Below are 23,843 nucleotides of genomic sequence, written 5' to 3' on the forward strand. Positions count from 1 at the left end.
GAGACTAGATCATTTGTTCTTCTGGATCGTTCCACATTGTTGTATGAGCGGGTTTGTTGTGGCGAGCGGGCTTGTCCCGCGTTGGGCTGCGAAGCGGCCCCAATAATGACGACGAGGTGGTTCAGATAGACCGAAGTGCCTGGATTTAGTGCTGCTTCGCAGCCCAACGCGGGACAAGCCCGCTCGCCACAGAAAGTCTGCTCGCCACAACAAGTCCGCTCGCCACAGCGTCCAAATCAGACGGTGATGTTGTGCTTGGCGAGGAAGGCGACGAAAGCCTCTTCGTCCAGCACTTTCAGGCCCAGCTCGCTGGCCTTGGCCAGCTTGGAACCGGCGCCCGGCCCCGCCACCACACAGTGGGTTTTCGCCGACACGGAACCCGCCACCTTGGCGCCGAGGCTTTCCAGCTTCTCCTTGGCCACGTCGCGGCTCATCAGTTCCAGGGAACCGGTGAGCACCCAGGTGTGGCCGGCTTCGGGCAAGCCTTCGACGACCTTCTTCTCGCTGTCCCAATGCATGCCGAAGTCCTTGAGCTGCTGCTCGATGGCCAGGGCGCGGTTGGCGTTGTCGGCATTGTCGAAGAACTCGCGCACGGCCTTGGCTTGTTTCTCGGGCAGGGCCTGGCGCATGTCCAGCCAGTCGGCCTTGATCACGCCTTCGAGGGTGACGAACTTGTCTGCCAGCTTCTGCGCAGCGCCCGGGCCGACGCTCGGTACGTGCAGCTTGTCGAGCAACCCGCCCAGGGTGGTGCTGGCGGCGAATTCAGCACTCAGGTCGCCCTGCTCCTGCAGTTGCAGGCCGCACTCCTGCGGCGACAGCAGCGCGCCGATCACGTCCTGGTTATGGCTGTCTTCAAAGAAACTATGAATCTCATGCGCCACTTCCAGGCCCACGTCCGGCAAGTACGTCAACACTTCCGGCAAGGCCTTCTGCACGCGCTCCAGGGAGGCCAGGGAGCGTGCCAGCACCTTGGCGGTCTCCTCGCCCACATCGGGAATGCCCAGGGCGTAGATAAAGCGCGCCAGGGTCGGGGATTTGCTGTTTTCGATCGCGGTGATCAGTTTCTTGCTGGAAATGTCGGCAAAGCCTTCCAGGTCGATGATCTGTTCGTACTTGAGTTTGTAGAGGTCGGCCGGTGAGCCGATGAGCTTTTCATCCACCAGTTGCTCGATTGTCTTGTCGCCCAGGCCATCAATGTCCATGGCGCGGCGCGAGACGAAATGGATGATCGCCTGCTTGAGCTGCGCGCCACAAGCCAGACGCCCGACGCACCGGTACACCGCGCCTTCGCTGACGGTTTCCTTGCCCTTGCTGCGCTTGACCAGTTGCGTGCGCTCCACGTGGGAACCACACACCGGGCAGCTCTCGGGGATCGGCACCGCACGGGCATTTTCCGGGCGGCGCTCAAGCACCACCGAAACTACTTGTGGGATCACATCCCCAGCGCGGCGGATAATCACGGTATCGCCGATCATCACGCCCAGGCGCGCCACTTCATCCATGTTGTGCAAGGTGGCGTTGGACACGGTAACACCCGCGACCTTGACCGGTTTAAGGCGCGCCACCGGCGTGACGGCGCCGGTACGCCCGACCTGGAATTCCACGTCGAGCAATTCAGTCAGCTCTTCCAAGGCAGGGAATTTGTGGGCGATGGCCCAGCGCGGTTCGCGGGCACGGAAACCCAGTTCACGCTGCGAGGCGATGCTGTTGACCTTGAACACCACGCCGTCGATCTCATACGGCAGGCTGTTGCGCCGCTCGCCGATATCGCGGTAGTAGTCCAGGCAATCCTGGATGCCTTTGGCCAGCTTCAGTTCGTGACTGATGGGCATGCCCCATTTCTGCAACTGTTGCAGGTTGCCGATGTGGGTGTCGCTGATATCAGTGGTCACGCCGTAGCAGCAGAATTCCAAGGGTCGGCTGGCGGTGATCTTCGAATCCAACTGACGCAGGCTGCCGGCAGCGGCATTGCGCGGGTTGGCGAAAGTCTTGCCGCCGACTTCCAGTTGCGAGGCGTTGAGCCGCTCGAAACCGGCCTTGGACATGAACACTTCGCCACGCACTTCCAGGGTCGCCGGCCAGCCGCTGCCGTGCAGTTTCAACGGGATATTGCGCACGGTGCGCACGTTGACGCTGATGTCTTCACCGGTGGTGCCGTCGCCACGGGTGGCGCCGCGTACCAGTTCGCCGTCCTGATACAGCAGACTGACCGCCAGGCCATCCAGCTTCGGTTCGCAACTGTATTCCACCACCGCGCCACCGCCAAACAGATCGCCGGCCGGCAGGTCGAGGCCTTCGGTGACCCGGCGATCGAATTCCAGCATGGTGGTTTCATCAAACGCGTTGCCGAGGCTGAGCATGGGGATCTCATGCTTGACCTGAGTGAACGCCGACAACGCCGCACTGCCGACCCGCTGCGTCGGGGAGTCGCGCGTGACCAGGTCCGGGTGCTCGGCCTCCAGGGCCTTGAGCTCATGGAACAGCCGGTCGTACTCGGCGTCCGGAATGCTCGGCTCGTCGAGGACGTGGTAACGGTAGTTGTGCTGATCCAGTTCAGCGCGCAGTTCGAGGATGCGGGTGTGGGCGGCGGTCATGGGTGTTCTCTCAGAAAGCAAAAGAGCAGCCGAAGCTGCTCAATATGTTAGTGCGCTTATTCTATCCGACAACGCCGAGGAGCAATCCTCAGCGTTTTTGTGTCAGGGCGCGACGCTCGAACTCGACGATGCGCTGACGGTAATGCTCGATGGTCTGGGCAGTCAGGACGCTGCGTTGGTCGTCCTTGAGTTCACCGTTCAGTTCCTGGGACAGCTTGCGGGCTGCGGCGACCATCACGTCGAACGCCTGTTTCGGGTGACGCGGGCCTGGCAGGCCAAGGAAGAAGCTCACCGCCGGGGTGCTGAACAGGTCGATATCGTCCAGATCGAAGGTGCCCGGCTTGACCGCGTTGGCCATGGAGAACAGCACTTCGCCGTTACCGGCCATGCTTTCATGGCGGTGGAAGATATCCATCTCGCCGAAACGCAGGCCGCTTTCCAGAATATTTTGCAACAAAGCCGGGCCCTTGAAGCCGGCTGCATCGCGGCAGATCACGCTGATCACCAGCACTTCTTCGGCGGCAGGCTGGTCGTTCACGGATTGGCGCGGGGCATTCTTGCCAGCGTTTTCATCCGGGAAATCATCGTCGCGGCTGCTGAAGCTCGGGCCGTCATCGACGTCCAGGTCCAGGTCGGCCTGGCGCGACTCTGCCACCACCGGCGCGGCGCGCTTGCCACGTTTGGAAGACGGCTCGCGGGCTTCACGCACCGGCGCGCTCATCGACGGCAAGTCGTGCTCGTCCAGTTGCGGTTCTTTATGGGTATCCAGCACACGGGGCGGCCCCAGCAGCTCGGCGGCGCCGTCGTCGTCAGGCAAGTTGGACAGGTTGCGGTCCAGACGGAATTTAAGCTTGCCCTTGCCACCGCGCATGCGGCGCCAGCCATCAAAAAGAATACCGGCAATGACAATAATGCCGATGACGATCAGCCACTCGCGCAGACCGATTTCCATGTAATCCCGTGCCTCTAATAAAAAATGCTGAAAAATAAGGGGTTTAGCAACGTGCAAACCGCTTTAAAACGTGGCGCCAACTCTATGTTCTGACTGACGTTTTGCCCACGCATACGAAAATTTGACATTAAACTAGCACGACCAAAGATAACTTTACACCGTCTGTCAAAATGCCTTGAACAAATATGTCCATTTGCCACTTTCGCCAGACCGGTAAAGCGTCTTACCGCGCGCTATAAAAATTCTGTCCCGGCATGGATCAAGACTCCACCATCGCCATCGCTTCTTCCACATCCACCGCGACCAAACGCGAACAGCCCGGTTCGTGCATCGTCACACCCATCAATTGATCCGCCATCTCCATGGCGATCTTGTTGTGGGTGATATAGATGAACTGCACAGTCTGGGACATCTCTTTAACCAACCGTGCGTACCGTCCAACGTTAGCGTCATCCAGCGGGGCGTCAACTTCGTCGAGCATGCAGAACGGCGCCGGGTTCAACTTGAAGATGGCAAATACCAGGGCCAATGCGGTCAGGGCTTTTTCGCCGCCGGACAACAAATGGATGGTGCTGTTCTTCTTGCCCGGAGGCCGCGCCATGATCGTCACCCCTGTATCGAGTAGATCTTCGCCCGTCAGTTCCAAGTAAGCGCTGCCACCGCCGAAAACTTTTGGGAATAAGGCCTGTAAACCGCCATTAATCTGATCAAAGGTATCTTTGAAGCGGTTACGGGTTTCCTTGTCGATCTTGCGGATCACGTTTTCCAGGGTGTCCAGGGCCTCGACCAGGTCGGCGTCCTGGGCATCCAGATAACGTTTACGCTCGGACTGTTGCTGATACTCGTCGATGGCCGCCAAGTTGATCGCGCCGAGGCGTTGAATACGCGCAGCAATCCGCTCAAGTTCTTCTTCGGCTTCTTTCTCGTTGGCCTGGGCGGTCAGGGTATTGAGCACGCCGTGCAAGTCGTAGCCGTCTTCCAGCAACTGGTCTTGCAGGGTCTTGCGGCGTACGGTCAGGGCTTGCCATTCCATGCGCTGTTGTTCGAGCTGGCCACGGATCAACTGGGATTGCTGCTCGGCCTGGGTCCGACGTTTTTCGGCGTCGCGCAGTTCGCGGTCGGCGTCTTCCAGGGCGATCTGCGCGGTCTTGAGTTCCTCGTCGACGGTCATGCGCTTGTCGAGTAACTCTTCGAGCTTGAGGCGCAACTCTTCCAGCGGCGCTTCGCCCTCTTCCAGGTTGAGGCTCAGTTGTTCGCGCTTTTCGGTGAGGCGCTCGGACTGCATCTCCAGGCGTTCAAGGGCCTGGGCCGTGGACGCGTGCTGGGCCTTGAGCGAACCCAGGCGCACCGCCAATTGGTGGGCATGGTCCTTGTGCTGACGAGCCTCCTGGCGCACGCGGTCGAGGCGTTCGCGCAGGCTGTCGCGCTGGGCCAGCAGCAGTTCGCGCTGCTCGGTGTCCAACGCCATGCTGTCGAGGGCTTCTTGCAACTGCAGGCGGGCTTCGCCGATCTGTTCGTGTTCCAGAGCGCGCTGTTCGCCCATCTCGGCGACTTCTTCGTCGAGGCGGGTGCGGCGCAGGGTCAGTTGCTCGACCTTGGCTTTGCTCGCGGAGAGTTGGGCTTTCAATTCACCTTGCTGGCGCGCTTCGTCCTGCAACAGGCGGCGCAGGTGTTCGCGGCCGGTCTCTTGCTGGCGCTGAGTGGCGCGCAGGGTTTGCAGTTCGGTTTCCAGGCTTTCCAGGGTGGCTTCGCGCTCTTCGCGTTCGGCGATCAGGTTGACGATTTCCTGGCCACGGGCCAATACGCCACTTTCGGCTTCACTGGCGCGACGTACGCGCAGGAAGTGGCGGCCGACCCAGTAGCCGTCGCGGCTGATCAGGCTTTCACCGGCCGCAAGTTGGCCGCGTTGGGCCAGAGCCTGCTCAAGGGATTCAACCGGCTTGACCTGGCCCAGCCACGGCGACAGATCAATCGCCGCTTCAACCTTGTCCAGCAAACTGCCCGGCACCCGCGTGCCGTCGGCGGCCGGGCTGAGCAGACGCAAATCGCCTTGGGCAAAACCGGCCAGATCGAAACCGCCAAAATCATCCACCAGCACGGCTTGAAGGTCGGCACCGAGGACCGTTTCAACCGCCAACTCCCAACCTGCCTCCACTTTCAAGCCTTCGGCCAATCGCGGGCGCTCGGCCAGATGCTGATCACGCAGCCATTCCGCCGTACCGGTGCCCGGATCCAACGCGGCTTGTTGCAAAGCTTCCAGGGAAGCAAGCCGACCATTGAGCCGCTGCAAATCACCCTGGGCCTGCTGCTGCGCCTGGGTCGCCTGTTGCAGCTGCTGACGCAATTGCTCCAGGCGCTCCACTTGTTGCTCTTCACTGGCTTCCAGCTCTTCCAGCGTCATTTCGCTTTCGGCCAGTTGCTCGCTCAGCTCCATGATCGCCGCGTCTTCCGGGTCGGCGGCGAGCAACACGCGCTCTTCCTGCAGACGACGCTGGCGCTCGGCCAAGCGCTCCATACTGGTTTCCAACTGCTGGATGCGCGACTGCTGCACCTCGGCCTGGCGGCGTGGCTCGGCGGATTGCAGGTTGAAGGTGTCCCACTGCTCCTGCCAGCCGTGCATGGTGGTTTCGGACTCTTCCAGGGCGGCGGCGGCTTCTTCGGCGGCGGCGCTGGTGATTTCCTGCTCCGGGGTGAGCATGTCCAGCTCTTCGCCGAGGGTCAGCAGCAAGGTGCGGTCGTGGCCCAGGTGCGATTCGGTCTCCAGGCGTGCGCGTTCGGCTTCCTTCAAGTCATCCTGTAATTGGCGCAGGCGCTGCTGGCCGTGCTGGATGCTCTGCTCGACGCGGGCAATGTCGCCGCCCACCGAATAGAAGCGGCCCTGCACCAGATTGAAGCGTTCGGACAGGTCATGGTGACCGTCACGCAGGCGCTCGATGCTGGCGTCGGCGTTGCGCTGCTCGGCTACCAGGGCCTCAAAGCTAATTTCCTGGGTGCCGATGATCGCTTCGCGCTGGCCGACCTGATCATTCAGCGCCTGCCAGCGCAGGGCCGAGAGTTGCGCCTTGAGCTGGCGTTCTTCGCCCTTGTATTCCTGATACTTCTCGGCGGCCTGGGCCTGGCGGTGCAGGCGCTCCAGCTGACGCTCCAGCTCTTCGCGCAGGTCAGTCAGGCGGGCGAGGTTCTCGTGGGTGCGGCGAATGCGGTTTTCGGTCTCGCGGCGGCGCTCCTTGTACTTGGAGATGCCGGCCGCTTCCTCGATGAAGTTACGCAGGTCTTCGGGCTTGGCTTCGATCAGCTTGGAGATCATGCCCTGCTCAATGATCGAGTAGCTGCGCGGGCCCAGGCCGGTGCCGAGGAAGATATCGGTGATGTCCCGACGGCGACACTTGGTGCCGTTGAGGAAATAGCTGTTCTGGCTGTCGCGGGTCACTTTGCGGCGAATGGAGATTTCGGCGTAGGCCGCGTACTCGCCGATCAAGGTGCCGTCGGAGTTATCGAACACCAGTTCGATGCTGGCCTGGCTCACCGGCTTGCGGCTGGTGGAGCCGTTGAAGATGACGTCGGTCATCGACTCGCCACGCAGGTTCTTGGCCGAGCTCTCGCCCATCACCCAACGGACGGCGTCGATGATGTTCGACTTGCCGCAACCATTGGGCCCGACCACTGCCGCCATGTTACTGGGGAAGTTCACCGTGGTCGGGTCGACGAAGGATTTGAACCCCGCCAGCTTGATGCACTTGAGCCGCACGTTTAGGCGTCCGCCAACGCAGCGATGACCAGCGAGCAACTGCGCTCGCCGTAGGCCGACAGCACTTGGCGGATCTGCGGCAGGTCACGGGCCAGTACGGCGGCGAGCAGTTGCTCGAACAGCGCCAGGTACTCGCTCATGGACGCCTTGCGTTGATCCAGCGCCAGGTAATAGGCGCGGTTCATCGCCGGCTGCAGGTTCTCGACGGTTTCCTGCAGATACGGGTTGTTGGCGAAGGGGTACGCGGCGCGCATCACATTGAAGCTTTCTTCGACGAAGGCGCGGATGTCCTGGCGCTCGAAGCTGGCGATCAGGCGCTGCTGGATCTGCACGAACGGCGCCATGTCGGCCTGGGTCTGCCAGCCTTGGGCAACCGCGTTGCCGAGCAGGATGTACAGCTCGCCCATCAAGGTGCACAGGCTCTGCACCTTGTGCGCCGTGAGTTCGGTGACGTGGGCGCCACGGCGCGGCAGGATCGCGATCAAGTGACGGCGTTCGAGGATCAGCAAGGCTTCGCGCACGGAACCACGGCTGACATTGAGTGCCAGCGTGACCTTTTGCTCCTGGATCCGCTCCCCAGGCTTGAGATCGCCGCGAATGATGCGTTCGGCGAGGTGGTGAGCAATTTGCTCGGCGAGACTGTCCGGCGCCTTGAACGTCATGTTTTCCCTTCAAAATCTTCTATCGGTACAAGCGCGGCAGTGTAGCGCATTGGCTGGCTGATGGCGCTACGCCCACCTTTCAGAATTTGGCACGGAATAAGCAATGATGAACACCCACAAGCCCCCAAAAACGCCGGTTCCAGAAGACTGGACCATAATTGAAAGTGTTGCGACTGCATTTTCTTGACCTTCTGGTCAGAAAATCGTTGACCGAAAAGTCAGACATGACTAGATTCGGCGCAAAGCGGTTAACAACAATAATGAGTCTGCGAGGCCTTCCGTGATCCAGTTTTTACTTAACCAGGAACTCCGTAGCGAGCACGCCCTGGACCCCAACCTGACGGTGCTCAACTATCTGCGTGAGCATTTGGGCAAATCCGGCACCAAGGAAGGCTGCGCCAGCGGCGATTGCGGTGCCTGCACCGTGGTGGTCGGTGAGTTGCATACGGATGCTCAAGGCGCCGAGCAGATCCGTTATCGCAGCCTCAATTCGTGCCTGACCTTTGTGTCGTCGTTGCACGGCAAGCAACTGATCAGCGTTGAAGACCTCAAGCACCAAGGCCAACTGCACAGCGTCCAGCAAGCCATGGTCGAGTGCCACGGCTCGCAATGCGGCTTTTGCACCCCCGGTTTCGTGATGTCGTTGTTCGCCCTGCAAAAGAACAGCGACGCGCCCGACAGCCAAAAAGCCCACGAAGCCCTGGCCGGCAACCTGTGCCGCTGCACCGGGTATCGCCCGATCCTTGCGGCCGCCGAACAGGCCTGCTGCAACAAACCCCAGGATCAGTTCGACAGCCGGCAGGCCGAGACCATTGCCCGCCTCAAAGCCATCGCGCCGACGCAAACCGGTGAACTCAACAGCGGCGACAAGCGCTGCCTGGTGCCGCTGACCGTCGCCGACCTGGCCGACCTTTATGACGCCTACCCGCAAGCCCGCTTGTTGGCGGGCGGCACCGACCTGGCGCTGGAAGTCACCCAGTTCCACCGCACGCTGCCGGTGATGATCTACGTCGGCAACATCGAAGAAATGAAGCGCATCGACGACTTCGACGACCGCCTGGAAATCGGCGCCGCCACCGCCCTCTCGGACTGCTACACCGTACTGCACCATGAGTACCCGGACTTCGGCGAGCTGCTGCACCGCTTCGCCTCCTTGCAGATCCGCAACCAAGGCACACTGGGCGGCAACATCGGCAACGCCTCGCCAATCGGTGATTCGCCGCCACTGCTGATCGCCTTGGGCGCGCAGATCGTCTTGTGCAAAGGCGAAACCCGCCGCACCTTGGCGCTGGAAGATTACTTCATCGACTACCGCGTCACCGCGCGCCAGGACAGCGAGTTCATCGAGAAGATCATCGTGCCGAAAGGCCACACGCTGTTCCGCGCCTACAAAGTCTCCAAGCGCCTGGACGATGATATTTCCGCCGTCTGCGCCGCGTTCAACCTGAAGATCGAAAACGGTGTGATCAACGAGGCCCGCGTCGCGTTCGGCGGCATGGCTGCCACGCCAAAACGCGCCAAGAGCTGCGAAGCCGCGTTGGTTGGCGCCACCTGGAACTCCGCCACTGTCGAGAAAGCCTGCGCCGCCCTGGCCCAAGACTTCACCCCGCTGTCGGACTTCCGCGCCAGCAAGGAATACCGCCTGCTCAGCGCGCAGAATTTGCTGCGCAAATACTTCATCGAGCTGCAAACGCCGCACATCGAGACTCGGGTGACCGCTTATGTCTAACCATCACGCCGTCGTTAAAACCCAGGCCGAACTCGCCGAGCTGTTCGCCCAGGACCTGACCTCCGGGGTCGGTCGCAGCGTCAAGCATGACAGCGCCGCCAAGCACGTGTCCGGTGAAGCGCAGTACATCGATGATCGCCTGGAATTCCCTAACCAGCTGCATCTGTATGCGCGCATGTCCGACCGCGCCCACGCCCGCATCATCAGCATCGACACCGCGCCCTGCTATGCCTTTGAAGGTGTGCGCATTGTCATCACCTACGAAGACGTGCCGGGCCTGAAGGACATCGGCCCATTGATGCCGGGCGATCCATTGCTGGCGATCGACACCGTGCAGTTCGTGGGCCAGGTCGTGCTCGCCGTGGCTGCGCGCGATCTGGAGACCGCGCGTAAGGCGGCGATGGCGGCGGTGATCGAATATGAAGACCTGGAGCCTGTGCTGGACGTGGTCGAGGCCTTCCGAAACAAACACTTCGTGCTCGACAGCCACACCCATCAGCGTGGTGATTCAGTCGGCGCCTTGGCTACGGCGAAAAACCGTATCCAAGGCACCCTGCACATCGGCGGCCAGGAACACTTCTACCTGGAAACCCAGATTTCCTCGGTAATGCCCACCGAAGACGGCGGCATGATCGTCTACTGCTCCACGCAAAACCCCACCGAAGTGCAGAAGCTGGTGGCCGAAGTGCTGGACGTGTCGATGAACAAGATCGTCGTGGACATGCGCCGCATGGGCGGCGGTTTCGGCGGCAAGGAAACCCAGGCCGCAAGCCCCGCATGCCTGTGCGCGGTGGTTGCACGCCTCACCGGTCAGCCGACCAAGATGCGCCTGCCGCGCGTCGAAGACATGTTGATGACCGGCAAGCGTCACCCCTTCTATATCGAATACGACGTGGGCTTCGACGACACGGGGCGCCTGCACGGCATCAACCTGGAATTGGCGGGTAACTGCGGCTGTTCGCCGGACCTGTCCAACTCGATTGTCGACCGTGCGATGTTCCACTCCGACAACTCGTATTACCTGGGCGACGCCACGGTCAACGGCCATCGCTGCAAGACCAACACCGCCTCCAATACCGCTTATCGCGGTTTCGGCGGGCCACAAGGCATGGTCGCCATCGAGGAAGTGATGGACGCCATCGCCCGCCACCTGGCCCTCGATCCGCTGGCGGTGCGCAAGGTCAATTACTACGGCAAGACCGAGCGCAACGTCACCCACTACTACCAGACCGTCGAGCACAACATGCTCGAAGAGATGACCGCCGAGCTTGAAGCCAGCAGCCAATACGCCGAGCGCCGCGAAGCGATCCGCCTGTACAACGCCCACAGCCCGATCCTGAAAAAAGGCCTGGCGCTGACCCCGGTGAAATTCGGCATTTCGTTTACCGCCAGCTTCCTCAACCAGGCCGGTGCGCTGATCCATATCTACACCGATGGCAGCATCCACCTGAACCATGGCGGCACCGAGATGGGCCAGGGTTTGAACACCAAGGTCGCGCAGGTAGTGGCCGAAGTGTTCCAAGTGGACATCGACCGTGTACAGATCACCGCTACCAACACTGACAAGGTGCCCAACACCTCGCCAACGGCGGCCTCCAGCGGTGCCGACCTGAACGGCAAGGCCGCGCAAAACGCCGCCGAAACCATCAAGCAACGCCTGGTGGAATTCGCCGCACGCAAATACGACGTGAGCGAAGCGGATGTGGAATTCCACAACGGCCATGTGCGCGTGCGTGACCAGATCCTCACCTTCGAGGCGCTGATCCAACAGGCGTATTTCGCCCAGGTTTCGCTCTCCAGTACCGGCTTCTACAAGACCCCGAAAATCTTCTATGACCGCAGCCAGTCGCGCGGTCGGCCGTTCTACTACTTCGCGTTCGGTGCGGCCTGTTGCGAAGTGATCGTCGACACCCTGACCGGCGAATACAAGATGCTGCGCACCGACATCCTCCACGACGTCGGCGCCTCGCTGAACCCGGCCATCGACATTGGCCAGGTCGAAGGCGGGTTCATCCAGGGCATGGGTTGGCTGACCATGGAAGAACTGGTGTGGAACAACAAAGGCAAGCTGATGACCAATGGCCCGGCCAGCTACAAGATCCCGGCCGTGGCCGACATGCCGCTGGACCTGCGGGTGAAGCTGGTGGAAAACCGCAAGAACCCGGAAGACACGGTGTTCCATTCCAAGGCGGTGGGCGAGCCTCCGTTCATGCTCGGCATTGCGTCGTGGTGCGCGATCAAGGACGCGGTAGCGAGCCTGGGTGACTATCGCCATCAACCCAAGATCGATGCGCCAGCCACGCCGGAACGGGTGTTGTGGGGCTGCGAACAAATGCGGCAGTTGCAAACAACCCCACCCCCTGTAGGAGCTGGCTTGCCAGCGATGACGGCCTGACAGACACCACAAGAGGTGACTATGAACAACTGGATCAGCGCCCTCGCCGACCTGCAAAACCGGGGTGAACCCTGCGTGCTGGTGACCATCATCGAAGAACTCGGCTCCACGCCGCGCAACGCCGGTTCGAAGATGGTGATCAGCGCCGCGCAGACCTTCGACACCATCGGCGGCGGGCACTTGGAATACAAGGCGATGCAGATCGCCCGCGAGATGCTCGTACGCGGTCAGCAGAACACCCACCTGGAGCGCTTCAGCCTGGGCGCCAGCCTGGGCCAGTGCTGCGGCGGCGTGACGGTGCTGCTGTTCGAACCCATGGGCCAGGTGCAGGCGCAGATTGCAGTGTTTGGCGCCGGCCACGTCGGTCGCGCGCTGGTGCCATTGCTGGCCAGCCTGCCGTGCCGGGTGCGCTGGATCGATTCGCGGGATCAGGAGTTTCCGGAGCATATCCCCCAGGGCGTGCGTAAAATCGTCAGCGAAGAGCCGGTCGACGAAATTGCCGACCTGCCGGTGGGCAGTTACTGCATCGTCATGACCCACAATCACGCGCTGGACCTGGAACTGACCGCCGCGCTGCTCAAACGCAATGACTTTGCCTACTTCGGCCTGATCGGATCGAAGACCAAACGGGTCAAGTTCGAACACCGCCTGCGTGATCGCGGTTTCGATGCCGCGCAGTTGCAACGCATGCGCTGCCCCATGGGCCTCACCGAGGTGAAGGGCAAGTTGCCGGTGGAAATCGCCATCTCCATCGCCGGCGAAATCATCGCCACCTATAACGCCAATTTCGGCCAGCACACCGCCAGCGCCGAACCTATTGCCAAACTGCTGCCGGCTTCACGTCGCAGCCAAGCCCTTTGAATTGAGATCACCATGCCTTTGACTCGCAAAGCCTACCGTGCCGCCCTTCTGCACAGCATCGCCGACCCTGCTGAAGTGGGGATAGAAGCCTCCTACGAATATTTCGAAGACGGCCTGCTGGTGATCGAAAACGGTCAGATTAGTGCCCTTGGCCATGCCAGCGATTTGCTGCCAACCCTGCCTGCCGACATCGAAATCACCCACTATCAGGACGCACTGATCACGCCCGGCCTGATCGACACCCACATCCACCTGCCGCAAACCGGCATGGTCGGCGCCTATGGCGAGCAGTTGCTCGACTGGCTCAACACCTACACCTTCCCGTGCGAAAGCCAGTTCGCCGACAAGGCCCACGCCGAAGAAGTTGCGGATATTTTCATCAAGGAACTACTGCGCAACGGCACCACCACCGCGCTGGTGTTTGGCAGCGTGCACCCGCAGTCAGTGAATTCGTTCTTTGAAGCCGCCGAGAAACTCGACCTGCGCATGATCGCCGGCAAGGTGATGATGGACCGCAATGCGCCGGACTACCTGACCGACACCGCCGAATCCGGCTACCAGGAAAGCAAAGCGCTGATCGAACGCTGGCACGGCAAGGGCCGTCTGCACTACGCGGTCACCCCCCGTTTTGCACCGACCAGCACGCCCGAGCAACTGGCGCTGGCTGGGCAACTGTTGGGGGAATACCCGGACCTGTACATGCAGACTCACATCAGTGAGAACAAGCAGGAAGTCGAGTGGGTGAAGGAACTGTTCCCGGAGCGCAAAGGCTATCTGGATGTGTACGACCACTACAAACTACTGGGCGAGCGCTCGGTGTTTGCCCATGGCGTGCACCTGTGTGATGACGAGTGTGCACGTTTGGCGCAGACCGGTTCGGCGGTCGCGTTTTGCCCGACCTCGAACCTCTTCCTCGGCAGCGGTTTGTTCAACCTGCCGATGGCTGAGAAGCACAAACTGAATGTGGGCTTGGGCACGGACGTGGGCGGCGGCACCAGTTTCTCGCTGCTGCAAACCCTGAACGAAGCCTACAAGGTCATGCAATTGCAGGGTGCACGGTTGAGCCCGTTCAAATCGCTGTACCTGGCAACGCTGGGCGGCGCGCGTGCATTGCGCTTGGAAGACAAGATCGGCACGTTGCAACCGGGCACCGATGCGGACTTCCTGGTACTGGACTACAACGCGACGCCGCTGCTGAGCTATCGCCTGAAGCAGGCGAAGAACATTGCCGAGACGTTGTTTGTGCTGATGACGCTGGGGGATGACCGGACGGTGTTGCAGACCTATGCGGCCGGGCAGCTGGTGCACCAGCGCTAGTCCCGGAAACAAAAAATCCCCGGTTCATTACACATGAACCGGGGATTTTTTTTACTGTTACAACTTGATCGAAGAACGACCCGGCTTCTTGGTCTGCAACAAATGCGAAAACACCGCATGCAGATCATCCGACGCGCTCTCTTCATCGAGGTTGAGCTTGCTGTCGATGTGATCCATGTGATGCATCATCAAGTTCACTGCCAACGCCGCGTCCCGCGCTTCGATCGCATCGATCAATTGGGTGTGCTCGTCGTAGGAACAGTGCGAGCGGTTGCCGCTTTCGTACTGGGCGATGATCAATGAGGTCTGGGACACCAGGCTGCGCTGGAAGCTGATCAGCGGCGCGTTCTTCGCCGCTTCGGCCAGCTTGAGGTGGAATTCGCCGGAGAGGCGGATGCCGGCGCCACGATCGCCACGGGAGAAGCTGTCGCGCTCGTCGTTGACCATCTGGCGCAGCTCGGCCAGTTGTTCGGCCGTGGCGTGCTGGACGGCCAGTTCAGTGATCGCCCGCTCCACCAGACGCCGCGCAAGGAACACCTGGCGGGCTTCTTCGACGCTCGGGCTGGCCACTACCGCACCGCGATTGGGCCGCAGCAGTACCACGCCTTCATGGGCCAGGCGCGACAGGGCGCGACGAATGATGGTGCGGCTCACGCCGAAGATTTCGCCCAGTGCCTCTTCACTCAATTTGGTGCCGGGTGCCAGGCGTTGTTCGAGGATCGCCTCGAAGATATGCGCGTAGACGATATCGTCCTGGGTTCCGCTGCGACCGGCCTTGCCGGCTCGCGGTTGTTTCTTGAGAGGTTGCAACTGTTCGTTCATGGGCACTCGGGTTTGGAGAACGGCGGCGAATTAACGGTAATACGTCAACAGCGGGTCGCTGGCAAGTATCACCTAAAAACAGGGCACATTGTACACAACCGGATGCGCCAACACACTGTACGGCTGTTTGCGCCGTCGGCTGTATTGCAATGAGTCGTTACGTTTGAGTTTAGGCTTGAATCCAAGATTTCCCATGAACGACATCCTACTGTAGGAGCGAGCTTGCTCGCGAAGAACCTGAGAGCGCCACGACCATCCCGTATGCCCGCGCCAGCATTGACGTTTTTCGCGAGCAAGCTCGCTCCTACAGTAGTCTAGCCAAGGAACACCTCTTGATGACTGACGCCGCCCAAGCGCCTTTGCGCCCGCTGGCCGACACCTCTCCCTCGGCCATCGTCGCCGGCTTCATCGCCATGATGACCGGCTACACCAGCTCCCTGGTCCTGATGTTTCAGGCCGGGCAAGCCGCCGGTTTGACCACGGCGCAGATTTCTTCATGGATCTGGGCGATTTCCATCGGCATGGCGGTGTGCAGCATCGGCTTGTCCCTGCGCTATCGCACACCGATCACCATTGCCTGGTCGACGCCGGGCGCGGCGCTGTTGATCACCAGCCTGGGCGGCGTGAGTTATGGCGAGGCCATCGGTGCCTACATCACCTGCGCCGTCCTTGTGACAATTTGCGGGCTGACCGGCAGCTTTGAAAAACTGGTCAAGCGCATCCCGGCGTCACTGGCGGCGGCCTTGTTGGCGGGGATTCTGTTCAAGATCGGCAGCGAAATCTTCGTCGCCGCGCAGCATCGCACCGGGCTGGTACTGGGGATGTTCTTCACTTACCTGGTGATCAAGCGCCTGTCGCCGCGTTATGCGGTGCTGGCGGCATTGGTGATTGGCACCGTATTGTCCGGATTGATGGGGTTGTTGGACTTCAGTGGTTTTCACCTGGAAGTGGCGACGCCAGTGTGGACCACGCCGCACTTCTCGCTGGCTGCCACCATCAGCATCGGCATCCCGCTGTTCGTCGTGGCGATGACATCCCAGAACATGCCCGGCGTCGCCGTGCTCAGGGCCGACGGTTACAACGTACCCGCCTCGCCGCTGATCACCGCCACCGGCCTGGCCTCATTGGTGCTGTCGCCCTTCGGCTCCCACGGCATCAACCTGGCAGCGATCAGCGCGGCCATCTGCACCGGGCCCCATGCTCATGAAGACCGTAACAAACGCTACACCGCCGCCGTGTGGTGCGGAGTGTTCTACGGGATTGCCGGGGTGTTCGGCGCGACCTTGGCGGCGTTGTTCGCAGCCTTGCCCAAGGAACTGGTGCTGTCGATTGCGGCGTTGGCGCTGTTTGGCTCGATCATCAATGGCTTGAGCATCGCCATGAATGAACCGAAGGAACGGGAAGCGGCACTGATCACCTTCATGGTCACCGCGTCTGGCTTGACGCTGTTTTCCATCGGGTCGGCATTTTGGGGGATTGTGGCGGGAGTGTTGACGTTGCTGATTCTGAATTGGCGCAAGGCATAAAAAAACGGCGACCCTGAGGTCGCCGTTTTTTTCAGTATCACTTAGCCGCGTTGATCGGCTTTTCCGGATACCACACGTCCAGCAGTGGGCTGACTTCAGCGCTTTTCAGTTCGCTGCGGCCTTTGAGCCAGCTTTCAACCGCTACGCGCTGTTCTTCGTTGACCGAGCCACGCTTCTGCAGGCAAACCAGACCGAAGTCATCGCCGCCAACATAGCCCAGACCATTGGCTTCCATGGCTTCTTTGATGAATGCTTCGAGGAAAGCGTCGGTAGCTTCTTCACTCAGGTCTTCTTTGAAGTCCAGGTTCAGTTCGAAACCCAGCTCTTGAAATTCATCAACGCACAGTTTTTTGCGCAGACGCTGGGAACGGTTAGTCGCCATTGGAACAATCCTCATAAGTAATAACGGGCGGCACTTTAGCAGTTTAAGGCGGCGATTGCCCGACTCTCTGGGACAGGCGGCACTTTGCGTGTAAAAAAACGCCGAATTCCAGCTATCGTTCAGCTACAAGTGGATCCACCTTGGGGCATAATGCCGACACTTTCATGACCATTGAGGGATTTTTCTTATTTACCCCTCGCCTTTTTCACCCTCCTCAGCAGTAGGGTTTTACTTCTTATGATCAAATCTTTGCGTTCAGTGTTTTTCGCCGGTCTTATTCTGCCACTGGCTTTTTCCGTCTCCGCCGCCCCCGTCAACAACACCCTGCCGCCCAATGTTCAACAGGCGCTGGCCAAAGCCAAGCTGCAAAACACTGCGTTGTCCTTGGTAATGATCCCCCTGAACGGTCCGGGCACGCCGACTGTCTTCAACGCTGACGTCTCCGTGAACCCGGCCTCGACCATGAAGCTGGTCACCACATATGCAGCCCTGGAAATGCTCGGCCCCAATCACCAGTGGAAAACCGAGTTCTACACCGACGGCACCCTCAGCGGTGGCGTGTTGCACGGCAACCTCTACCTCAAGGGCGGCGGCGATCCCAAGCTGAACATGGAAAAACTCTGGCTGCTGATGCGCGACCTGCGCGCCAACGGCGTGCAGCAAGTCACCGGCGACCTGGTGCTGGACCGTGGTTTCTTCAACCAGCCGCTGTTGCCGGAGTTCAATGACGACGGCAACGACGAGAACAAACCGTTCCTGGTCAAGCCGGACGCGCTGCTGGTCAACCTCAAAGCCCTGCGTTTTGTGACGCGCAATGACTCCGGCCGCGTGCTGGTGTCGGTCGAACCGCCAATTGCGAGCATTCGCATCGATAACCAGGTCAAGGTCTCCAACGCCAAGCAGTGCACCGGTGATGTGCGCTACAACCCGGTCACCGCCGCAGATGGCAGCGTAACCGTCACGGTCAGCGGCCAATTGGCCGATGGCTGCAGCTCGCAGACTTATCTGTCGTTGCTCGACCACGCCACCTACACCGCCGGCGCCGTGCGCGCGATCTGGCAGGAACTGGGTGGCACCATCCAGGGTCGTGATATCCAGGCGCCAGTGCCCAAGGATGCCAAGGTACTGGCCCGGGCCTTCTCGCCGGACCTGGCGGAAATCATTCGCGACATCAACAAATACAGTAACAACACCATGGCCCAGCAGCTGTTTCTGAGCCTGGGCGCGCAGTTCCGCAACGACGCCGACGGCGACGATGCCAAGGCAGCCCAACGTGTGGTGCGCCAGTGGCTGGCGAAGAAAGGCATCACCGCGCCGCACCTGGTGATGGAGAACGGCTCTGGCCTGTCGCGTGCCGAACGGGTCAGCGCCCGCGAAATGGCGGCCATGCTGCAAGCCGCGTGGAAAAGCCCTTACGCCGCCGAGTACATCAGCTCGATGCCGATCGCCGGCACCGACGGCACCATGCGCAAACGCCTGAAGACCACTGCCATGCGCGGCGAAGCCCACGTCAAGACCGGTACTTTGAACACCGTACGTGCCATCGCCGGATTCAGCCGCGACAACAACGGCAATACCTGGGCCGTGGTGGCGATCCTCAACGATCCGAAGCCATGGGGCGCTTCGTCGGTGCTGGATCAGGTGTTGCTGGATTTGTATCGTCAGCCGAAGGTGGTGGCGGCCGCTCCGGTACTCTGATTTATTGAACGGGACCGCTGCGCGCTCCAGCGGGAGCAAGCTCCCTCGCCACGACTTCCACCCGATCCCTGCCCGCCTGCTTGGCCACATACACGGCCGAGTCGGCGCGCAGCAGCAACCCGTCAATGCCTTCATCCACCCGCCAGCTGGCCACGCCAAAGCTGGCGGTGACGATGCCGACGGGTTCCATCGGCGCACTGCGCAGCGACGCCCACAATTCCATCGCCAGGCTGTAGGCCTGTTCGCCATCGGTGTGCGGGCACAGCACCATGAACTCCTCGCCGCCCAGGCGGCAGAATACATCGGTGCGGCGCAGGCGCTGGCTGATGCGTTTGCACAGTTCCTGCAGCACCCCATCGCCCACGGCGTGCCCGTGCTGGTCGTTGATGCGTTTGAAGTGATCGATATCCAGCATGATCACCGACAAGTTACCCGAGGTGCGATTGAGCCTCACCATTTCGGCCTTGAGGCGATCCTGGAAATAGCGGCGGTTATGAATCCCGGTCAAAGAGTCGGTGATGGACAGGGCACGCAGTTCTTCTTCCACCCGTTTCAGATCGGAAATATCCGACACGTACCCATGCCACAGCGTACCACCTGCGGGTAACTCTTCCGGGGTCGCCTCGCCACGAATCCAACGCAGGCCGCGTTGCGGCAACAGCACGCGGTATTCCTCGCGCCAATGGCTCAACTGCAATGCTGACAAGCGAATCGAAGCGCGCACCCGTTCCGCATCCAACGGGTGGATGCGCTCGAACACTCGATTCGCATCCTGCTGCAACACCTTGGGTTCGATTTCATAGATGTCGCGCATGCCGTCGCTGGCGTAGATGAATTTCCAGTTGTCCTGGGGCTCCAGGGTGAACTGGAAGATCCCGCCGGGCACATGGGCGCTGAGCTTCTTGAGTAGGCGGTCGCGGGCTGCCAAGGCCTCGTAGGCACGTTTCTGTTCGGTGATGTCCAGGTAAATCGCCAAGTGGCCGATCCACAATCCATGGTCGTCCAGCAACACCGTGGCCAGCATGTTCACGGTCAACTGAGTGCCATTTTCGCGGATCAAGCTCCATTCGCGGGCTTCGTGCAGGGTGTCCGGGCTTTCCACCAGCATCGCCTGGCTGGCGGGAATACGCTTGCCCAACGCCACACTCAGGCTGGCCGCGCGCGCTTCCAGCTCCGACGCCAGGTGCAGGCTCTCCAGTGTGTGCGTGCCCACCACATGCTCGGCCTTGAAGCCCAACATCTGCTCGGCGCCGGCGTTGAAGGTATTGATGACGCCGCGCAGGTCGGTGGCAATGATCGCCACCTGGGTCGCGGCGTTCAGCACGCTGCGCAATTGGCCATGGGCACCGCGCAATTCCTGTTCACGCAGGCGCAACTGGGCCGTGCGCTGCTCCACCAGCTTCACGGCGCGCTGACGCTGGCTTACCAGCACATAGAGCAAGGCACTGAGCAGCAGGCTGAGCAGGCCGCCCATGGTCAGGATGGTGGTCAGCGAGGAATGGTTGGCCTGGTCGAACACCTGGCTGGGGCGCAGTTTCAAGGCGTACACATGGTCGCCGAGTGTGAGACGACGCGCGCCGACCAGGTCGCTGCTACCTACCTCATTGCTGGATTCGAAGAGCACGCGCTTCTGCAGGTCGGACGTGTCGATGATCTGCATCACCAGGTTGTCCCGCTCCGGCTTGGGCAGACCGTCGGCCACCAGTTGGCGCATGCTGATCACCGCCATCACATAACCATAGGGCTCGTTCTGCGACTGATCGGAGGTGGGCAGGTGGCTCACCGGCGCGACCAGTAAAACTCCGGTGGCATACGCCGGCTCCACTCCCACCAATTGCATGGGCTGGGACACTGCCAGCTTGCCGGTCTTTTGTGCACGCTCAAGGGTTGAACGGCGCAGAGGCTGGGCCAAAAGATCAAAGCCAAGGGGCGCGCCCAACAGGCTTTGGGTCTGGCTGTACAGCACCGGCACATATTCATCGCGCTCGGGCGAAGGGGCCAGCTCACCGGCTGTATTCAGTTCACGGATCACGAAAGGCAGGCCGCGCTGGCTGGAGACGTCTTGCTCAAACTGGCTGCGCTGTTCGCGATACACCCGTGGCGCCCAGGAGTAAGCGCGAGCGCGCAATAACAAGGGCTGGGCAAAACCGTCGAATTCTTCGCGAGAGACATCATCGGAGTTGACGAAGAAGCGCCGCAGGCTGTTCAGCCGTTGCTCCTGGTCTTCGAAACGCTCCTGCAGGCGGGTGTAGCGCTCATTGACCAGCAACTGAAAGCGCTGGCGCACCTGTTGCTGATAGAGGTCGGCAGCCGCCCAAGCGACAATCGCCGTCAAGGCAAACCCAGCCAACAACACCACCAATGCCACCAGCCAAGCCGACGCCTGCTCACTGATAAAGCCTAGGATTTTCGGGCGAACGGCTTGCAACGGCATAGGCAACACTCACAACGCCAGCGTGCGGGGGGTGTCACTTTGGCTAGGCCTTAAGTTATAGCCATCGGCCCGGTATTTGACCAGCCAAAAGAACTGTAGGAGCGAGCTTGCTCGCGAAGAACTTGAAGGCGCCGCGTTTATTCAGAAAAAACGCGTCGTTCTTAAGTTTTTCGCAAGCAAGCTCGCTCCTACAAGGGGCGATCAGCGCGCGGTGATTTTCCACGCCCGGTGGATCTTCGCATTGCGCGCAAAATCCGGATCGATAGTCTTGTCGCTGATTTCCTCGACCGCATAACGTTCGCTGAGGTTGTCCTCCAGCGCGAATTTGCGGAAGTTGTTCGAGAAGTACAGCACGCCGCCCGGCGCCAGGCGCGCCATGGCCAGATCGAGCAACTGCACATGGTCGCGCTGCACGTCGAAGATGCCTTCCATGCGCTTGGAGTTGGAGAAGGTCGGCGGGTCGATGAAGATCAGGTCGAACTCATCGCGGCTGGCCTCCAGCCACGCCATTACGTCACCCTGCTCCAGGCGGTTCTTGTCGGAGAAACCGTTGAGGGAGAAGTTGCGACGCGCCCAGTCCAGATAGGTCTTGGACAGATCGACGCTGGTGGTGCTGCGCGCGCCGCCCTTGGCCGCGTGCACACTGGCGGTGGCGGTGTAGCAATACAGGTTGAGGAAGCGCTTGCCGGCCGCTTCTTTCTGGATGCGCATGCGCATTGGGCGGTGGTCGAGGAACAGGCCGGTGTCCAGGTAATCGGTGAGGTTGACCAGCAACTTCACGCCACCTTCGCTGACTTCGGTGAACTTGCCCTGGGCGCTCTGACGCTCGTACTGCTTGGTGCCACTCTGACGCTCGCGACGCTTGACCACCACGCGGCTCTTGTCGATGTTCAGCGCCTGTGGAATGGCTGCCAGGGCATCGAACATGCGCGCGGAGGCTTTTTCCGGGTCGATGGACTTCGGCGCAGCGTACTCCTGCACGTGGACCCAGTCGTGGTACAGGTCGATGGCCATGGAGTATTCCGGCATGTCGGCATCGTACACGCGGTAGCAATCCACGCCTTCGCGCTTGGCCCACTTGCCCAGCAACTTGAGGTTCTTCTGCAGGCGGTTGGCGAACATCTGCCCGCCTTCGCTCAGGCGCGCCTGCTCGACTAACGGGGCCGGAGCAGGTTTGATCGGGTTGCCGTTCTTGTTGTACTGGCGCTCTTGCGGCTCGGCCGGGGCTTGATCGTAAGCGGCTTGCTCACGCTCAGCCTGGCGCTGTTCCGGGGTACGACGCTCGCCGGTGACGAACTGATCCGGATTGACCTTGATCAGCAGCAACTTGCACGGCAACGCGCCGTTCCAGAACGAATACTGTTTGTGGCTGCGGATGCCCATGCGCTTGCCCAGGTCCGGCGCACCGGTGAACACTGCCGCTTCCCAGCCCATGCAGGCCTGGCGCAGACGCTCGCCGAGGTTCTGGTAGAGGTACAACAGGCTGGCTTCGTCACCCAGACGCTCGCCGTACGGCGGGTTGCAGATGACCAGGCCTTTCTGGTTCTGGTCCGGACGCGGCTCGAAGGTGCCGACTTCGCCCTGGTACACCTTGATCCAATGGCTCAGGCCTGCGCGTTCGATGTTGTTGCGCGCGGGTTGGATCAACCGCGGGTCGGCTTCGTAGCCTCGGATCCACAGTGGCGGCTTGTTCATGCCGATAGCGGCACGTTCAGCAGCTTCTGCATGCAGCTTCTTCCACAGCGCCGGGACGTGACCCAGCCAAGTGGTGAAGCCCCACAGTTCGCGATTCAGGTTGGGCGCCATGTCGGCGGCAATCATCGCGCCTTCCACCAGGAAGGTGCCCACGCCGCACATCGGGTCGCTCAGCGCGCCGCCTTCAGCGGCAATGCGCGGCCAGCCGGCACGGATCAGGATCGCGGCGGCCAGATTTTCCTTCAACGGTGCCGCGCCCTGCTGCAGACGGTAACCGCGCTGGTGCAGGCTGTGGCCGGACAGGTCGAGGGACAGGATGGCTTCGCCACGGTCCAGGCGCAGGTGGATGCGCAGGTCCGGGTTGATCTTGTCGATGGACGGGCGTTCGCCGGTCGGGGTGCGCAGCTTGTCGACGATCGCATCCTTGACCTTCAGCGCGCCGAAGTGGGTGTTGTCGATGCCCGAACCGTGACCACTGAACTCAACGGCCAGGGTGCCGTCCGGCACCATGTGGTCGGCCCACTCGATGTCCAGCACGCCGTGGTAGAGGTCTTCGGCGTCCTTCATCGGGAAGCGCTTGAGCACCAGCAGCACGCGGTTGGCCAGGCGCGACCAGAGGCACAGGCGGTAGGCGGTTTCCATGTCGGCCATGCCGCGCACGGCCGAGGTGTGCTCGCGGGCCTCCTCAAGGCCAAGCCCGACGGCTTCCTCGATCAGCAGGCCTTCGAGGCCCTTGGGGCAGGTGAGGAAGAGTTCAAAACGGTCCGACATGGGGCATTCCAGGCTTTTCAGCAATAAATGAACGGGCGACGCATCGCCGGCTCGGTTTTCAATCAAGCACTTTTCTTGAAGAGTGCTCGCGTGGCACGAATGTGCCGTCCCACCCCGTCCGACAGGCGCTTGGGCCTTTATTGACGGGACAGATAAACAATTAGCCGTAACAAAAAGAAATATTCCGACCCTTCGTCGAATAATAACCGACTGCAACGGGCGGGCATTCTCACTAAAGGATTAAACCCATCCTCTTT

General features: G+C 61.0%; 14 protein-coding genes. 6 read left to right on the plus strand and 8 right to left on the minus strand.

Translation table 11 applies throughout. The features are described from left to right. Positions 1-236 precede the first annotated feature (236 nt). From ligA to HX868_RS23540, 4 genes are all read right to left on the minus strand, one after another. The gene (gene ligA, locus HX868_RS23525; RefSeq protein ID WP_177004530.1) at positions 237-2,594 is read right to left on the minus strand and encodes an NAD-dependent DNA ligase LigA; all 2,358 of its coding nucleotides are present in this window, start codon (positions 2,592-2,594) and stop codon (positions 237-239) included. An 88-nt stretch (positions 2,595-2,682) separates the two neighbouring features. Further along, positions 2,683-3,546, minus strand: coding sequence for a cell division protein ZipA (gene zipA / locus HX868_RS23530; protein ID WP_177004531.1), 864 nt, complete (start codon positions 3,544-3,546; stop codon positions 2,683-2,685). Positions 3,547-3,805: 259 nt separating this feature from the next. Beyond that, the gene (gene smc / locus HX868_RS23535) at positions 3,806-7,294 is read right to left on the minus strand and encodes a chromosome segregation protein SMC (protein ID WP_177004532.1); all 3,489 of its coding nucleotides are present in this window, start codon (positions 7,292-7,294) and stop codon (positions 3,806-3,808) included. A gap of 2 nt (positions 7,295-7,296) precedes the next feature. Next, positions 7,297-7,956, minus strand: a complete 660-nt coding sequence (locus tag HX868_RS23540; protein ID WP_177004533.1) for a GntR family transcriptional regulator — start codon at positions 7,954-7,956, stop codon at positions 7,297-7,299. A 280-nt stretch (positions 7,957-8,236) separates the two neighbouring features. Here HX868_RS23540 and xdhA point away from each other — a divergent pair, with 280 nt between their 5' ends. From xdhA to guaD, 4 genes are read left to right on the plus strand one after another with little or no spacing between them, the layout of a single operon-like run. After that, a complete protein-coding gene (gene xdhA / locus HX868_RS23545) occupies positions 8,237-9,685 on the plus strand; it encodes a xanthine dehydrogenase small subunit (RefSeq protein ID WP_177004534.1) in 1,449 nt (482 codons plus the stop codon). Further along, positions 9,678-12,080 (plus strand): xanthine dehydrogenase molybdopterin binding subunit, encoded by a 2,403-nt coding sequence (gene xdhB, locus HX868_RS23550; RefSeq protein WP_177004535.1) that lies wholly within the window; start codon positions 9,678-9,680, stop codon positions 12,078-12,080. The genes xdhA and xdhB overlap by 8 nt, the downstream gene beginning before the upstream one ends. Before the next feature lie 21 nt (positions 12,081-12,101). Further along, positions 12,102-12,941, plus strand: coding sequence for a xanthine dehydrogenase accessory protein XdhC (xdhC, locus tag HX868_RS23555; RefSeq protein ID WP_033900543.1), 840 nt, complete (start codon positions 12,102-12,104; stop codon positions 12,939-12,941). Positions 12,942-12,953: 12 nt separating this feature from the next. Continuing rightward, entirely contained in the window at positions 12,954-14,258 is a 1,305-nt protein-coding gene (gene guaD, locus HX868_RS23560; RefSeq protein ID WP_177004536.1) for a guanine deaminase, read from the plus strand. Between the two features lie 57 nt (positions 14,259-14,315). Here guaD and HX868_RS23565 read toward each other — a convergent pair whose 3' ends face one another. Then, the gene (locus tag HX868_RS23565; protein WP_015885332.1) at positions 14,316-15,080 is read right to left on the minus strand and encodes a GntR family transcriptional regulator; all 765 of its coding nucleotides are present in this window, start codon (positions 15,078-15,080) and stop codon (positions 14,316-14,318) included. 335 nt (positions 15,081-15,415) lie between these two features. Here HX868_RS23565 and HX868_RS23570 point away from each other — a divergent pair, with 335 nt between their 5' ends. Further along, positions 15,416-16,606, plus strand: coding sequence for a benzoate/H(+) symporter BenE family transporter (locus HX868_RS23570; protein ID WP_095017234.1), 1,191 nt, complete (start codon positions 15,416-15,418; stop codon positions 16,604-16,606). Positions 16,607-16,643: 37 nt separating this feature from the next. Here HX868_RS23570 and HX868_RS23575 read toward each other — a convergent pair whose 3' ends face one another. Beyond that, positions 16,644-16,988, minus strand: a complete 345-nt coding sequence (locus HX868_RS23575) for a YggL family protein (protein WP_033900540.1) — start codon at positions 16,986-16,988, stop codon at positions 16,644-16,646. Positions 16,989-17,225: 237 nt separating this feature from the next. On the opposite strand from HX868_RS23575, the gene dacB reads away from it, so the two are divergent. Further along, positions 17,226-18,686, plus strand: coding sequence for a D-alanyl-D-alanine carboxypeptidase/D-alanyl-D-alanine endopeptidase (gene dacB, locus HX868_RS23580; protein ID WP_038847815.1), 1,461 nt, complete (start codon positions 17,226-17,228; stop codon positions 18,684-18,686). Between the two features lies 1 nt (position 18,687). On the opposite strand, the gene HX868_RS23585 is transcribed toward dacB, so the two are convergent. Both HX868_RS23585 and rlmKL read right to left on the minus strand, forming a co-directional pair. Next, a complete protein-coding gene (locus HX868_RS23585) occupies positions 18,688-21,120 on the minus strand; it encodes a sensor domain-containing diguanylate cyclase (RefSeq protein WP_177004537.1) in 2,433 nt (810 codons plus the stop codon). Positions 21,121-21,321: 201 nt separating this feature from the next. Beyond that, positions 21,322-23,586: a bifunctional 23S rRNA (guanine(2069)-N(7))-methyltransferase RlmK/23S rRNA (guanine(2445)-N(2))-methyltransferase RlmL gene (gene rlmKL / locus HX868_RS23590; protein ID WP_177004538.1), complete on the minus strand. Its 2,265-nt coding sequence runs from the start codon at positions 23,584-23,586 to the stop codon at positions 21,322-21,324. Positions 23,587-23,843 lie beyond the last annotated feature (257 nt).

The sequence above is a fragment of the Pseudomonas reactans genome (assembly GCF_013385825.1).
Taxonomy (GTDB): domain Bacteria; phylum Pseudomonadota; class Gammaproteobacteria; order Pseudomonadales; family Pseudomonadaceae; genus Aquipseudomonas; species Aquipseudomonas reactans.

Bases quoted from the DNA above. Each gene is read 5' to 3' on its own strand.
- HX868_RS23570 (WP_095017234.1), top strand. From the start codon at position 15,416: ATGACTGACGCCGCCCAAGCGCCTTTGCGCCCGCTGGCCGACACCTCT.
- zipA (WP_177004531.1), bottom strand. From the start codon at position 3,546: ATGGAAATCGGTCTGCGCGAGTGGCTGATCGTCATCGGCATTATTGTC.
- HX868_RS23540 (WP_177004533.1), bottom strand. From the start codon at position 7,956: ATGACGTTCAAGGCGCCGGACAGTCTCGCCGAGCAAATTGCTCACCAC.
- ligA (WP_177004530.1), bottom strand. From the start codon at position 2,594: ATGACCGCCGCCCACACCCGCATCCTCGAACTGCGCGCTGAACTGGAT.
- rlmKL (WP_177004538.1), bottom strand. From the start codon at position 23,586: ATGTCGGACCGTTTTGAACTCTTCCTCACCTGCCCCAAGGGCCTCGAA.
- dacB (WP_038847815.1), top strand. From the start codon at position 17,226: ATGATCAAATCTTTGCGTTCAGTGTTTTTCGCCGGTCTTATTCTGCCA.
- HX868_RS23585 (WP_177004537.1), bottom strand. From the start codon at position 21,120: ATGCCGTTGCAAGCCGTTCGCCCGAAAATCCTAGGCTTTATCAGTGAG.
- xdhB (WP_177004535.1), top strand. From the start codon at position 9,678: ATGTCTAACCATCACGCCGTCGTTAAAACCCAGGCCGAACTCGCCGAG.
- xdhC (WP_033900543.1), top strand. From the start codon at position 12,102: ATGAACAACTGGATCAGCGCCCTCGCCGACCTGCAAAACCGGGGTGAA.
- HX868_RS23565 (WP_015885332.1), bottom strand. From the start codon at position 15,080: ATGAACGAACAGTTGCAACCTCTCAAGAAACAACCGCGAGCCGGCAAG.
- guaD (WP_177004536.1), top strand. From the start codon at position 12,954: ATGCCTTTGACTCGCAAAGCCTACCGTGCCGCCCTTCTGCACAGCATC.
- HX868_RS23575 (WP_033900540.1), bottom strand. From the start codon at position 16,988: ATGGCGACTAACCGTTCCCAGCGTCTGCGCAAAAAACTGTGCGTTGAT.